Source organism: Falsiroseomonas sp., assembly GCF_041690465.1.
Classification (GTDB): Bacteria; Pseudomonadota; Alphaproteobacteria; order Acetobacterales; family Acetobacteraceae; genus Falsiroseomonas.
Genome location: NZ_JAWLHG010000012.1, coordinates 116,753 through 130,080, shown reverse-complemented (window position 1 = coordinate 130,080; position 13,328 = coordinate 116,753). Strand labels below are relative to the sequence as shown.

At 70.9% G+C, this 13,328-nt stretch carries 11 protein-coding genes and 1 pseudogene; 8 read left to right on the top strand and 4 right to left on the bottom strand.

What is annotated here, in order from left to right; translation table 11 throughout:
• Positions 1 to 8: 8 nt before the first annotated feature.
• Entirely contained in the window at positions 9 to 2,210 is a 2,202-nt protein-coding gene (locus ACESM1_RS14200; RefSeq protein ID WP_372621070.1) for an RNA degradosome polyphosphate kinase, read from the top strand.
• A gap of 4 nt (positions 2,211 to 2,214) precedes the next feature.
• Positions 2,215 to 3,741 carry a Ppx/GppA family phosphatase gene (locus tag ACESM1_RS14195; RefSeq protein WP_372621069.1) on the top strand — a complete coding sequence of 509 codons (1,527 nt, stop codon included), beginning with the start codon at positions 2,215 to 2,217 and terminating at the stop codon, positions 3,739 to 3,741.
• Between the two features lie 10 nt (positions 3,742 to 3,751).
• Here the strand turns inward: ACESM1_RS14195 and ACESM1_RS14190 are convergent, their stop codons facing one another.
• On the bottom strand, positions 3,752 to 4,702 hold the full coding sequence (locus ACESM1_RS14190; RefSeq protein WP_372621068.1) for an ATP-grasp fold amidoligase family protein: 951 nt from the start codon (positions 4,700 to 4,702) through the stop codon (positions 3,752 to 3,754).
• A gap of 64 nt (positions 4,703 to 4,766) precedes the next feature.
• A complete protein-coding gene (locus ACESM1_RS14185) occupies positions 4,767 to 5,282 on the bottom strand; it encodes a DUF5675 family protein (protein WP_372621067.1) in 516 nt (171 codons plus the stop codon).
• Between the two features lie 190 nt (positions 5,283 to 5,472).
• Here ACESM1_RS14185 and ACESM1_RS14180 point away from each other — a divergent pair, with 190 nt between their 5' ends.
• From ACESM1_RS14180 to ACESM1_RS14170, 3 genes and pseudogenes are all read left to right on the top strand, one after another.
• A complete protein-coding gene (locus tag ACESM1_RS14180) occupies positions 5,473 to 5,904 on the top strand; it encodes a DUF3830 family protein (protein WP_372621065.1) in 432 nt (143 codons plus the stop codon).
• Between the two features lie 2 nt (positions 5,905 to 5,906).
• Complete coding sequence (locus ACESM1_RS14175) at positions 5,907 to 6,251, top strand: FKBP-type peptidyl-prolyl cis-trans isomerase (RefSeq protein WP_372621063.1); 345 nt, start codon at positions 5,907 to 5,909, stop codon at positions 6,249 to 6,251.
• A gap of 169 nt (positions 6,252 to 6,420) precedes the next feature.
• A pseudogene (locus ACESM1_RS14170) lies at positions 6,421 to 6,675 on the top strand (transposase); the annotation flags it as partial.
• A 461-nt stretch (positions 6,676 to 7,136) separates the two neighbouring features.
• On the opposite strand, the gene ACESM1_RS14165 reads toward ACESM1_RS14170, so the two are convergent.
• Positions 7,137 to 8,096, bottom strand: a complete 960-nt coding sequence (locus tag ACESM1_RS14165) for an ABC transporter substrate-binding protein (protein ID WP_372621061.1) — start codon at positions 8,094 to 8,096, stop codon at positions 7,137 to 7,139.
• A gap of 491 nt (positions 8,097 to 8,587) precedes the next feature.
• Between ACESM1_RS14165 and ACESM1_RS14160 the strand changes: the two genes are divergently transcribed.
• Complete coding sequence (locus tag ACESM1_RS14160; RefSeq protein ID WP_372621059.1) at positions 8,588 to 9,100, top strand: lipocalin-like domain-containing protein; 513 nt, start codon at positions 8,588 to 8,590, stop codon at positions 9,098 to 9,100.
• Positions 9,101 to 9,228: 128 nt separating this feature from the next.
• Here the strand turns inward: ACESM1_RS14160 and rnd are convergent, their stop codons facing one another.
• The gene (rnd, locus tag ACESM1_RS14155; protein WP_372621058.1) at positions 9,229 to 10,413 is read right to left on the bottom strand and encodes a ribonuclease D; all 1,185 of its coding nucleotides are present in this window, start codon (positions 10,411 to 10,413) and stop codon (positions 9,229 to 9,231) included.
• A gap of 118 nt (positions 10,414 to 10,531) precedes the next feature.
• Here rnd and aspS point away from each other — a divergent pair, with 118 nt between their 5' ends.
• Complete coding sequence (gene aspS, locus ACESM1_RS14150) at positions 10,532 to 12,346, top strand: aspartate--tRNA ligase (RefSeq protein WP_372621056.1); 1,815 nt, start codon at positions 10,532 to 10,534, stop codon at positions 12,344 to 12,346.
• 32 nt (positions 12,347 to 12,378) lie between these two features.
• Complete coding sequence (locus ACESM1_RS14145) at positions 12,379 to 13,257, top strand: cell envelope integrity EipB family protein (RefSeq protein ID WP_372621054.1); 879 nt, start codon at positions 12,379 to 12,381, stop codon at positions 13,255 to 13,257.
• Positions 13,258 to 13,328 lie beyond the last annotated feature (71 nt).

The following is a 13,328-nucleotide window of genomic DNA, read 5'->3' as shown; positions in this document are numbered from 1 at the left end:
TGCCGCCGATGGACACGCTCGCCCCCGATGCCGCCGCCCGGATCGGCGCCGATTCTCCCGCCCGCTTCATCAACCGGGAGCTTTCCTGGCTGGCCTTCAACGGCCGCGTGCTGGAGGAGGCGGCCAACCCGCGCCACCCGCTGCTGGAGCGGCTGCGCTTCGTCGCCATCTCCGCCTCCAACCTCGACGAGTTCTATTCCGTGCGCGTCGCCGGGCTGATCGGCCAGGAGCGCGCCGGCATCGTCACCGCCTCCTCCGACGGGCTCACCCCGGCGCAGGCGCTGGCGGCGATCCACCGCGAAGCCCAGGCGCTGATCGCTGGCCAGCAACAGGCCTGGCGCGACCTGCGCGACCTGCTCGCCGAGGCCGGCGTGGTGGTCGCCGAGCCGGAAGCGCTGACCGCCGCCGACCGCGCCTGGCTCGAGAGCTACTTCCAGGACCGCATCTTCCCGGTGTTGACGCCGCTGGCGGTGGACCCGGCGCATCCCTTCCCCTTCATCGCCAACCTTGCCCTTTGCATGGTGCTGAAGCTCGTCCGACTGGAGGATGCCGGCACCATGCGCGCGCTGCTGCCGCTGCCGCCGCAGGTGGAGCGCTTCATCCGCCTGCCCGCCGCCGAGCCGAAGGGCACCGTCGGGCAGATCCGCTTCGTCATGCTCGAGGACCTGATCGTATTGTTCCTCGACCGGCTCTTCCCGGGCTACATCCCCGCCGAGACCGGCCTGTTCCGCCTGATCCGCGACACCGACGTGGAATTCGAGGAGGAGGCCGAGGACCTGGTGCGCTCCTACGAGACCGCGCTCAAGCGCCGCCGCCGCGGCCGTGCCATCCGCCTCACCGTGGATGCGCGCATGCCCGCCGACATGCTGGAGCTGGTGGTGGAGGAACTCGCCGCGGACCCGCAGGGCGTCTTCAAGGTGGATGGCTTCCTCGGGGTCGCCGACCTGCGCCAGCTGATCGTGGACGACCGGCCGGACCTGCTGTTCACCCCCTACACGCCGCGCTTCCCCGAACGCATCCTCGATTTCGGCGGCGACTGCTTCGCGGCGATCGCGGCGAAGGACATCGTCGTCCATCACCCCTACGAATCCTTCGACGTGGTGGTGCAGTTCCTGCGCCAGGCGGCACGCGACCCGAACGTGGTCGCCATCAAGCAGACGCTCTACCGCACCACCCGCGACAGCCCGATCGTCAAGGCGCTGATCGAGGCGGCGGAGAGCGGCAAGTCCGTCACCGGCATCGTCGAGATCAAGGCCCGCTTCGACGAGGAACGGAACATCGCCCTCGCGCGCGAGCTGGAAGCCGCCGGGGTGCAGGTGGTGTACGGCTTCGTGGAGCTGAAGACCCACGCCAAGGTTTCGCTCGTCGTGCGCCGCGAACGCGAGGGCCTGCGCAGCTACGCGCATTTCGGCACCGGCAACTACCATCCCGTCACCGCGCGCATCTACACCGATCTCAGCTTCTTCACCGCGGACCCCGGGCTGACGCGCGATGCGCAGAAGTTGTTCAACTACATGACCGGCTATGCCCGGCCGGAGACGATGGAAGGGCTGGCCTTTGCGCCGCTGACCATCCGCCCCGCGCTCCTCGGCCTGATCGAGCGCGAGATCGCCTTCGCGCAGGAAGGCAAGCCGGCCACCATCTGGCTGAAAATGAACTCCCTGGTGGACGAGCAGTTGATCGACGCGCTCTACCGCGCGAGTGCGGCCGGCGTGCGGGTGGAGGCGGTGGTGCGCGGCATCTGCTGCCTGCGCCCCGGCGTGCCGGGCCTCTCGGAGAACATCCACGTGAAGTCCATCGTCGGCCGCTTCCTCGAGCACAGCCGCATCTACGTGTTCGGCAACGGCCACCGGCTTCCCTCACGTCGCGCGCGGGTGTTCATCTCCTCCGCCGACCTGATGGCACGCAACATGGACTGGCGCGTTGAGACGATGGTGCCGATCGAAAACCCGACGGTGCACGCGCAGATCCTCGACCAGGTGATGGTGGTGAACCTGCAGGACACGATGCAGAGCTGGAGGCTTGGGCCCGATGCGGTCTATCGCCGGCTGGAACCCGGGGAGAAACCCGTCTCGGCGCATGAGTATTTCATGACTAATCCCTCGCTCTCGGGCCGCGGCAGCGCCTTGCAGCCGCGCCCGGCGCGCCCGCCCCGCCATGCCGTCGCGGGCTCGCGTCGAGGCCGGCCGGACCGCGTGGCGCAGGACTAGCGCGGTGGATTCCATTCCCCAGGCGCCGCGTCGCCCGGCCAGGCGACGCGCCCAGGTGCCGCCGCGTCTCGGCGTGGTGGACCTCGGCTCCAACTCCGTTCGCCTTGTGGTGTTCGAGGGCTTCTCCCGCAACCCGCTGACCATCTTCAACGAGAAAGCCGTGCTCGGCCTCGGCCGGGGCCTGCAGACCACCGGACGGCTGAACGAGGCGGCGATCGAGCCGGCGCTGACCGTGCTCGGCCGCTACGCAGCCGTCGCCCGCGCGATGGGCGCGGAGCCGGTCGAGATCCTCGCCACCGCCGCCACCCGCGACGCCGAGAACGGCGCCGACTTCATCGCCGCCATCGAGGCCCGCCTGCCCGGCATCCCGGTCCGTGTCCTGCCCGGCACCGAGGAAGGTGCGCTCTCCGCCGACGGCGTGCTGCTCGGCTTCCCCGGCGCCGACGGCGTGCTCGGCGACATGGGCGGCGGCTCGCTCGAGCTGGTGGAACTCGACTACGGCCGCATGGGCCAGGCCGCCTCGCTGCCCCTCGGCGCCATCCGCCTGGCCGACCGCGCCGGGGGCGACGTGACAAAGGCGCGCGCCATCGTCGAGGGCGACCTCGCCCGCATCCCCTGGCTGCGCCGCGGCGAGGGCAGGGATCTCTACCTCGTCGGCGGCGCCTGGCGCGCGCTGGCGCGGATGCACATCGCGCAGACCGGCTATCCGCTCTCCATCGTCCATCACTACGTGCTGAAGCGGGAGGAAGCGCGCGACCTCGCCGGCGTCGTCGCCAAGGCCGACCGGAAGCTGCTGGAGAAGATGCCCGGCGCGCCCCTCAAGCGGCTCGGCGACATGCCCTTCGCCGCCACCGTGCTGCGCCGCCTGCTGCGCGCCACCGGCGCCCGCCGCGTGGTGTTCAGCGCCAACGGGCTGCGCGAGGGCTGGTACGCCCGCCTGCTGCCGCCCGAGGTGCGGGAGGAGGACCCGCTGCTCGCCGCCGGCCTCGACCTCGCCGCCCGCTTCGGCCGCGACCCCGAGCTGGCGCCGGCGCTGCTCGCCTGGACCGACCCGCTGTTCGAGAACGAGGCGCCCGAGGATGCCGCGCTGCGCGAGGCCGCCTGCTGGATCGCCGACATCGGCAGCCACGACCACCCCGACTACCGCGGCGAGCAATCTTTCTACCGCGTGCTGCGACAGCCCGGCGTCGGCGTGGACCACCACCAGCGCGCCTTCCTCGCCCTCGTCGCCGCGCTGCGCTACGAGGCTGCCGCCGCAGACCCCTACCTCGCCACTGCGCGGCAATTGCTGAGCGAGCCCGCGCAGCGCCGTGCCGAGGTGCTGGGCGCCGCGCTGCGCCTCGCCTTCACCCTCAGCGGCGGCACCACCGCGCTGCTGCGCGGCACGGAATTGCGGCGCGTCGGCGGCGCGCTGCTGCTGCGCCTCATGGTCGGCACCGGCGTCTTCGCCGGCGAGAGCGTGCAGCGCCGCCTGGACGCCCTGGCCGGCGCCCTCGGCCTCACCGCGACGGTCGAGGTGGCCGGAGGGTAGCGCCGCGGGCCTACTGCCCCGTGCGATCCAGGTGCCGCAGCAGCGCGTTCCGGTAGATGGCGTGCCAGCCGCGCAATTCCGTGGTCAGGAACCAGGCCGTGCGGATGTTCCAGCTCTCCAGCACCGCCCGCTCATAGGGGTTCACCGCCGCATAGCCCGAGGAGGGATAGACGGTGATCTCCCCGCCATACAGCCGTCCGCCGATCCAGTAGAAATCGTAGCGCGCGAAGTCCACGTCACCGCTCATCGCCACCGCGTGGCGCATCGCCTCCGCATAGCCTCCGGGCACCGGGATGCGTTCCAGCTCCGCCGCCGTGATCCCGGCACCTGGCCGCACATCCGTCCGCCGCCCGCCGGCATCCACGTAGACGACCGATTGCCGCGGCGTCTTGGCATGCAGCAGCAGCGTGCCATGGGCGATGCGCCCGCGCCCGGCGCGGATGTTGATCTCGGCCGGCGGCGCCTCCTCCGTCCCGAGCAGTTCCTCGATGAGCAGCCGCCGCGGCACCGGACCATAGGCCCACTCGGCGTTGTGGCCGCCGAAGGGCCGCGCCATCCAGCTGCGGGTGGCGCCGCGCAGCGCTGCCGGATCATGCCGCCCGTCGCGGATGAAGAAGTTCATCCCGCTGCCGTTGTTCGCCTTTACCACGACGTTGCCCCGCAGCAGCCCTGGCGGCGCATCCTCGATCGCGGTGCCGCTCCACAGCGTGCGCGGCAGGGCGAGGTCGGGGCAGGTGCGCGCCATGTACTCCTTCGCAGCCAGCTTGTCCGAGAAGGTGACGAACAGCGGATTGCGGTCGAACACCTTCCGCCATTGCAGGCGCTCGGCGTAGCTCTGCGGGAAGGCGATGCGCGGCCAATGCGGCCGGAGCAGCCGGTAGCGCCGCGGCAGGCGCGGCCAGCGCAGGTAGATGCAGGCGTCGAGCGCGCGGGCGAGCGTGGTGTCGAGGAGCTTTTGCATGCGAGGCGCGCTGCAGCCGTCCGGTGGTTCCGGACGGCCTCTTACTCCCCCGCCGCGCGCGCCGTCACCAGTTCGCCACCTCGCAGCGCCTGGTGTAGCCGTAGATCCCCTCGAACAGCGGCTTGCTCGGCTGCTGCAGCGCGCCGCCCTTGGTGATGTCGTTGCGGATGGTGATGCGGATCTTGTCCGTGCTGGCGTTCAGCACCTTCATCAGCCGCTTGAAGGCGGCGACGGAACCGCCGATCTTCGCCGACTTCTTGTCCCAGTAGTCGCCCACCAGCAGGCAGCCATGGGTGTGCTCGGCGACGTTGCCGACATGGATGCGCACGCCGGTGTAGCCCGGCACCCCATCCAGCAGCGGCACGATGCGGCCCAGCCCCTGCTTCTCGTATTTGTTGGAGAAGCGCGGGCTCTCGCAGAGGATCACGGGGTAGCTGCCGGCGGGGATCGCGGTCTTGCCGTAGATCTTCTTGTCGCGGATCACGTCTTCCAGCGTGAAGCAGGTGTACTCGCCCCCGATGGTGAGCGTGCCGATCGTGGCATCCCCGACGGCGGCGAAGCGTCTGAGCTCGATGTCCAAGGCGATGGTCCTCGCTTCGGTTTGCTGGCGAGACAGTGTAGCGCGGTCGCGCGGGGGGTGAAGGGACTCTTCGGCCATCGCCGACTCGCGCCTCGGCCGTGCGCGGCCCCGGTCGGCGTGCGCCCGGCCCTTGGCAAGCGGCGGCGCCCGGCGTAACGCCCTCGCTCCGCAACGCGCCACCGGGGGAACCATGGCCGAGATCGAGATTGACATCGCCGGCGAGATCTTCCCCGCCCGCTTCGAGGCCAAGGACGCGCCGAACACCGTCGCGCGCATCCGCGAGCTGCTGCCCTTCAGCGACCGCATCATTCATGTGCGCTGGTCCGGCGAGGCCTGCTGGATCCCGATGGGCGAGCGCGACCTCTCCCTCGGCTTCGAGAACGCCACCAGCCATCCGGCGCCCGGCCATGTCATCGTCTATCCCGGCGGCATGCCGACCAGCCTGAGCGAGACCGAGATCCTGATCGCCTACGGCCCCTGCGGCTTCGCCTCCAAGGCGGGGCCGCTGGCCGGCAACCACTTCCTGACCATCAGCGACAAGCTCGACGCGCTGGCCCGGATCGGCCGGTCGGTGCTGTGGGACGGGGCGAAGAACATCACCTTCCGCGCGGGAGCACGCTGACCATGGCCATCCAGATGACCGACCTCGTCGAGGGCGAGGGCAGCATGGCGCTCTCCGGCAAGCAGGTCTCGGTGCACTACACCGGCTGGCTGCTGGATGCGGCCGCGCCCGAGGGCAAGGGCCGCAAGTTCGACAGCTCCCGCGACCGCGGCGAGCCCTTCGGGTTCAAGCTGGGCGCTGGCCAGGTGATCCAGGGCTGGGACCGCGGTGTGGCCGGCATGCGCATCGGCGGCCAGCGCCGCCTGGTCCTGCCGCCGGAATTCGCCTACGGCGCCCGTGGCGCCGGCGGCGTCATCCCGCCGAACGCCACGCTGGTCTTCGACGTGGAGCTGCTCGGCGTCGAGTGACCTCCGCGGCCCCCCTCCCGCCCGCGACGATCCCTCTCCCGCCGCGCGGGGGAGGGTGCCCGGGCATCGCGAGGGCGGGTGGGGGCCCCACAAACCGCGCCTGCCGGCCGTCCGGCCACGCCACCCGGAACGACTTGCCTTTCTAAGAAAATATTCCTATACTGGACGGATGGAGGCACCCCGCACCTTCCCCCCATCCCCCAGCGAGCCGCGCCCCTGGTTCCCCATGGCCGACCCGCACTGGGACGCGCTGGCGCCCTTCGTCACCCACCGCATCGGCCGCCCGCCGCGCGATCCGCGGCGCACCTGGGACGGGATCTTCTTCATCGCCTGTTCCGACCGGCCCTGGGCCGCTTTGCCGCGCTGGCTCTGCCACTATCGCACCGCCCACAGCACCCTGATCCACGCCGCCCGCACCGGCGTGCTGGACCGGCTGCTCATCGGCGTCTCCCGCCACGCCTTCGGCACCGAGGAGCTGGCGCCGCTGGAATGGCGGATCGTCCGCGCGGTCCGCCGCGCCAGCCGCCAGCTCGACCCTTCGACGCTCTATCTGGCGCGCGACCTCGGCCTGGTCTCCGCGCTCTACTGCGCCCCGGAAGACCTGCCCGCCTTCGACCCGCCCGACGCGCCGCCCCGCGCCGTCCCGCCCCGCGCTTTGGGCCTTTCCCGCCTGCCCTACATCCCCCGCCGGGTGCTGCGCGGCCTGGGAAGCACCACGCGGCATCGCGCGGGCACCGCGGGACGCGCCGGTGGCGCACCCGCCGGTGCCGCGGCGCGCGAGTCAGCTTCGGGGGGGGCGGTCGCGGACGCGACGGGCCGGCTGACCGTTGCGGAACGGCCGTCAAAGGCGGGAAGCGGTCCTTCATCTGGCACTTCGTCGCCGGGTCAATCGATCACGGCATCGGCTCTCGCCAACACAGGGATGGGGATATCGAGCGCAAGCGCCCGCGCTGCTCGCTGGTTGACCAGCAGCTCGAACCGCTCCGCCTGCTCCATCGGAATGCTGCCCGGCGCCTCGCCCTGTAGGATGCGCAGGACGTAGCCTGCCACGCGCCGGCGCAGCATGCCGTCGAGCGGCCCGAGGCTCAGCACGCAACCGGCTTCGGCCATCGAACGCAGCTCGCACACGGTGGGCAGCCGCACGAACTGCGCATGCTGCGCCAGGGCGGCCGCCTCGGAGTGGAAGCCGGGGGAGGAACTGATCACCACCGCGCCCACGCCGTGTTCCGCGAAGCTCAGGAAGGCTGCCCCGTAGCTCTCCGTGCCTGTCGCACGCGCCGTGACCAGCGCGATCCCGAGTCTGCGCGCCGCCGATGTGAGCCGCGCGATGCGGTCCGCCGGATAGCTGCTGCCGGCCAGGAAGCCGATCCGGCTCGTGTTGGGAAATGCTTCGAGCGCCACTTCGAGGCGCTTCACGTCCAGTTCCTCGGACAGCATGACAACGCCCGTGACGCTACCCCCCGGTCGCGCGAGGCTGGCCGCGAGTCCATCCGCCACCGGATCGCTACCGGCGAAGCTCATGACGACGGGAACGTTTCGGTTGACCGCGCGAATAGCCAATGCGGCCGGATTCGAGACCGCCACGATCACGTCCGGCTGCAGCGCCACGAGTTCGGCCGCGAGAACCGCAATGCGCTGAAGATCGCCGTCCGAACTGCGGCCGACGATCACGAGGTTGCGGCCCTCGACAAAGCCGGCCCTGCCCAGTTCCGCGACGAGGACCGCCCTGTTCAGATCGACCGTGAGCTGCCCAGGCGAAAGGATTCCGACGCGGGCGGACCGCCTCTGCGCATGCGCCAGCCCCGGCAGTGCGAGGCTCGCCAACATCGCTCGTCGCAGCATCATCCGATCACCTCATCCATCTTGCCGGTGATCGCCGACCGCATGCTAGGAGCCTGTCCGAGTATTCCTCGCCCACACCGCAGTCAGCAATTTTGATACACGAAGGCTATCATCGGTATCCGCTTTCACTTTCACAGGCGCTATAGGAGCAAGGTTGTGTCGCCCTTTGTCGCGAATCTGCTTTCTCGGACAGGCTCCTAGCCCGGAATGCGCGTCACCCTCTCCACGAACCTGATCCGGCCGCGTCGCCGCGCGAGCTGCCGCGTGCCGCGTCGTTGCGGATCTTCGGTCCTTCCTGGGCAGCGGCGGTGTGCGCTTCAGCACAGCGCCCGCCGGCCCCGACCGCCAGTCTGCCGGGCGCGGCACGGGGCTGGCCCGGCCGACATGGAGACGCACTCATGCGACACGTTGCCCGAGACGCCGTCCATCTGCTGGCCGCGGCCATCGCAGGCTGGAACCACAGCCGCGCGTGCCGCCCCCGGAGGATCGCCGCCGTGTTCCACCTCCGCCTTGCCACCCTGCTGCTCGTCGCCGCCTTCCTGCCGCTCGACGCGCGGGCACAGACGACATCGGTCAGGGACGGCATCGTCGGCGCCTGGTCCTTCGTGTCGGTGGTCAGCCAGGCCGACGATGGGGCCCGCGGCGAGCCCTTCGGCGCGAGCCCGAAGGGTATCATGATCTTCACGCCCGATGGCCGGTTCTCGCTGTTCCAGTCCTCGGCGACCGTGCCGCGGCTGGCCGCCAATGACCGCGCCCGCGCGACGCCGGAGGAGGCGATGGCGGTGGTCCGCGAGTCGATTGCCTACTATGGCAGCTACACCGTCAACGAGACGGCGCGGGAGCTCACGCTGACGATCGAGGGCAGCACCTATACGAACCTGATGGGGGGCGCCCCGCAACGGCGCATTATCACGACAATGACGCGGACCGACTTGGCGTTCAGCAACCCGCGGACTCCGAGCGGCGTAATCCTGCACACGGTGTGGCGGCGCGCCTCGCCGCAGTAGCGCCGCGAGCATGCCAAGCGTCCGGCGCGGGGCATGCTTCGGCGAGCGCTCTCCCTATGGGATGCCCCCGGAGCGAAGGCCCGCTCCGGGTCGCGGCCGGCCGCTCCGAACGCGTTCCGCGCCCCGCGCTACCCCGCCCCAATCACCTTCACCCTGCGCCCTTCCACCCCCAGCGCCACCCGCCCGGCCTTCAGCGCCAGCGCCTGCTCGCCGAACACCTCGCGCCGCCAGCCATGCAGCGCCGGAAGGTCCTCCTCGCCGGCGGCCAGGCGCTCCAGCTCCTCGGAACTGGCCAGCAGGCGGGGCGCCACGTGGTGCGCCTCGCTCTGCGCCGCCAGCAGCACCTTCAGCAGCGCCACCAGGGCAGGGGAGGGCGCGGGGCCGGCGCGGTCGCGCGGCACTTCGGGCAGCGCCTCCTCCGGCAAGGCCTTGGCCTCGGCCAGCGCCGCCAGCAGGCTGGCGCCGGACTTGCCCTTGGCGAAGCCCTCCGAGATGCCCCGCGCGCGGGCCAGGTCGGCCGGCGTCTCGGGCGCGGTGGCGGCGATCTCCAGCAGCGTCTCGTCCTTCACCAGGCGCTGGCGGGGAATGTTGACGCGCTGCGCCTCCCGCTCCCGCCAGGCGGCGGCGGCGCGCAGCGCGCCGAGGAAGCGGCGGTTGTGGCTGCGCGGCCGCAGCCGCTCCCACTGCGTCTCGGGGTCGGCGCGATAGGTCGCGGGCTCGGCCAGCGCCGCCATCTCCTCCGCCACCCATTTGGCGCGCCCGTCGCGTTCCAGCCGGGCGGTCAGGCCGCGATAGATGTCGCGCAGATGCGTCACGTCGGCCGCGGCATAGGCGATCTGCGCCGGGCTCAGCGGCCGCGCCGCCCAGTCAGAGAAGCGGTGCGCCTTGTCGATGCTGGCATTGGCCAGCGCGCGGGCCAGCGCGTCATAGCTCACCTGGTCGCCGAAGCCGGCCACCATGGCGGCGATCTGCGTGTCATACAGCGGCGTCGGCACGGCGCCGAAGCGCAGCAGGAAGATCTCCACGTCCTGCCGGGCCGCGTGGAACACCTTCGGCACCGCCTCGTCGGCCAGCAGGGCGCCGAGCGGGCCGAGGTCGAGCCCCGGCGCGAGCGCGTCCACCACCGCCACCTCCTTGTCGCCCGCCAGCTGCACGACGCAGAGCTCCGGCCAATAGGTGCGTTCGCGCATGAACTCGGTGTCCACCGTCACGAAGCTCTCCTGGCGGAGGCGTTCGCACAGCGCGGCGAGGCTGGCGGTGTCGGTGATCAGGGCGGGCGCGCTTGCGGCGCCGGCCGGCTGGCGGCGGCTCATGAGGTCGGGTTTAGCCTTCGCCATCCCCGGCGGGAAGCCGCCCACCATCCCCAAACTCTTGACTTCCCGCCCGGGGTGGTGCGGTTTCGCCCATCCTTCAGGCACCCCGGACCCGAACATGCACGCCTACCGCACGCACACCTGCGGCGCGCTCCGCGCCGCCGATGCCGGCAAGACCGTCCGGCTTTCCGGCTGGGTGCACCGCAAGCGCGACCATGGCGGGCTGCTGTTCGTGGACCTGCGCGACCATTACGGCCTCACCCAATGCGTCGTCGCCCACGGCAGCCCGGCCTTCGCGACGCTGGACGCCGCCCGCGCCGAGAGCGTGGTGACGGTGACCGGCCAGGTGGTCCCGCGCGAGGGGTCCACCATCAACCCGAAGTTGCCGACCGGCGAGATCGAGCTCCGCGTGGCCGAGGTGGCGGTGCAATCCGCGGCCGAGGTGCTGCCGATCCAGGTGGCCGGCGAGCAGGAATTCCCCGAGGATTTGCGGCTCCGCTACCGCTTCATCGACCTGCGGCGCGAGAAGCAGCACCGCAACCTGATCCTGCGCAGCGCGGTGATCGCCTCGATCCGCCGGCGGATGATCGAGCAGGGCTTCACCGAGTTCCAGACCCCGATCCTGACGGCGAGCAGCCCCGAGGGCGCGCGGGACTTCCTGGTGCCCGCGCGCATGCATCCCGGCAAGTTCTATGCGCTGCCGCAGGCGCCGCAGCAGTTCAAGCAGCTCTGCATGGTCGCCGGCTTCGACCGCTACTTCCAGATCGCCCCCTGCTTCCGCGACGAAGCCAGCCGGGCGGACCGCAGTCCGGGCGAGTTCTACCAGCTCGACTTCGAGATGAGCTTCGTCACCCAGGAAGACGTCTTCGCCGCCATCGAGCCGGTGCTGGCCGGCGTCTTCGAGGAATTTTCCGACTTTTCGGGGACGAAGCGCGCGGTGACGCCCGCGCCCTTCCCGCGCATCCCCTTCGACCAGGCGATGCTGGAGTTCGGCTCCGACAAGCCCGACCTCCGCAACCCGATCCGCATTGCCGACGTGACGCAGCACTTCGCCGGCGGCAGCTTCGGCCTGTTCGCGAAGATCGCCGCCTCGGGCGGCGTCGTGCGCGCCATCCCCGCGCCGGGTGCCGGCGGCAACCCGCGCAGCTTCTTCGACAAGATGAACGAATGGGCCCGCGAGCAGGGTGCCGGCGGCCTCGGCTACATCACCTTCACGAATGGCGAGGCCGCCGGCCCGATCGCCAAGAACCTGGAATCGGACCGCGTCAGCGCCATCAAGGTCGCCTGCGGCCTGAAGGACGGCGACGCCGTCTTCTTCGCGGCGGGGAAGAAGGACGAGGCCGCCAAGCTCGCCGGCCAGGCCCGCACCCGCCTCGGGAATGAGCTCGGTCTCATCGAGCGGGACGCCTACCGCTTCTGCTGGGTCACCGACTTCCCGATGTACGAGCTGAACGAGGAGACCGGGCAGGTCGATTTCAGCCACAACCCCTTCAGCATGCCGCAGGGCGAGCTGGAGGCGCTGAACACGATGGATCCGCTCTCCATCAAGGCCTACCAGTACGACATCGTCTGCAACGGCATCGAGCTGTCGTCCGGCGCCATCCGCAATCATCGCCCGGACATCATGATCAAGGCCTTCGAGATCGCTGGCTATTCGGCCGAGGTCGTCGAGCAGCGCTTCGGCGGCATGCTGAACGCCTTCCGCTACGGCGCCCCGCCCCATGGCGGCTCCGCCCCCGGCATCGACCGCATCGTCATGCTCCTCGCCGACGAACCGAATATTCGCGAAGTGATATTGTTCCCCATGAATCAACAGGCTGAAGACCTGATGATGGGGGCGCCTGCCCCGGTGGAGCCGGCGCGCCTCAAGGAACTGTCGATAAAGCTGGATCTTCCGCCCCCCAAGGGTGCCGCCGGGCCGAAGGCTTCCTAATTCTCGCCCGAACGCCCCGCCAAGGAGCTGCCATGCCGCACGCACCACGCTTCGCCCGTAGGCTGCTCGGCGCCGCCGCCGGGCTGGCGCTGCTCGCCGCCCCGGCCGCCGCGCAGGCGCCCGCCGCGGCCGCCATCGCCGCCCAGCACGGCGTGAGCGGCCAGGCGATCGCCGCCGGCATCGCGCGCATGGCCTCGCACCGCGCCGCCTACCGGCTCGACATGGGGGAGGCGCGCAACTCCGGCATCAGCTCGGTGCGCGGCGCCATGGTGTTCGACGTGCTGGACGCCTGCGAGGGCTGGGCCACCCGCCAGCGCATGACGATGACCATCATCGATCGGGACGGGCAGGAGATCGAGACCGTCTCCGACTACGCGACCTGGGAGGCGAAGGACAATTCGCGGCTGCGCTTCTCCCTGACGCAGTCCGCCGAGGGCGCGGTCAGCCAGCGGATCTCCGGCGAGGCGACGCTGAACCCCGACGGCTCTGGCCGGGTGCGCTACGAGGAGCCCGCCGGGCGCGAGGAAGCGCTGCCGGCCGGCACCATCCTGCCGATGCGCCACACCGTGCTGTCGGTGGAGACGGCGCGGGCCGGGCGCCGGCTGTTCCAGGCGCCGCTGTTCGACGGCACCTCTGACGAGGGCGCGCAGGACACCACCACCATCATCTCCAGCTGGACCCCGGCCGCGGCGCCGGCGCGTTTCCCTCTGCTGGCCGAACAGGCCTCGGGCGGCATGCGCATCGCCTTCTTCGAGCGGGGTGCCGCCACCGGCGGCGCCAGCCAGCCGGACTACGAGGTCGGGCTGCGTTATTTCGAGAACGGCATCGCCGAAGGCCTGGTGATGGATTTCGGCGAATTCTCGGTGGAGGGCAAGCTGCTGGAACTGGAGCCGCTGCCCGGCGGCTGCTGAGCGACCGTGTCGTTGCTCAAGCGTGACGCCTCGGCGAGCCTGTCGGGAAGATAGCGTTGAGGATGGCGACC

Coding starts and splice junctions, on each gene's coding strand:
- rnd (WP_372621058.1), bottom strand. CDS start 10,413: ATGAGCCGCCGCCAGCCGGCCGGCGCCGCAAGCGCGCCCGCCCTGATC.
- aspS (WP_372621056.1), top strand. CDS start 10,532: ATGCACGCCTACCGCACGCACACCTGCGGCGCGCTCCGCGCCGCCGAT.
- ACESM1_RS14180 (WP_372621065.1), top strand. CDS start 5,473: ATGGCCGAGATCGAGATTGACATCGCCGGCGAGATCTTCCCCGCCCGC.
- ACESM1_RS14145 (WP_372621054.1), top strand. CDS start 12,379: ATGCCGCACGCACCACGCTTCGCCCGTAGGCTGCTCGGCGCCGCCGCC.
- ACESM1_RS14175 (WP_372621063.1), top strand. CDS start 5,907: ATGGCCATCCAGATGACCGACCTCGTCGAGGGCGAGGGCAGCATGGCG.
- ACESM1_RS14190 (WP_372621068.1), bottom strand. CDS start 4,702: ATGCAAAAGCTCCTCGACACCACGCTCGCCCGCGCGCTCGACGCCTGC.
- ACESM1_RS14165 (WP_372621061.1), bottom strand. CDS start 8,096: ATGATGCTGCGACGAGCGATGTTGGCGAGCCTCGCACTGCCGGGGCTG.
- ACESM1_RS14200 (WP_372621070.1), top strand. CDS start 9: ATGGACACGCTCGCCCCCGATGCCGCCGCCCGGATCGGCGCCGATTCT.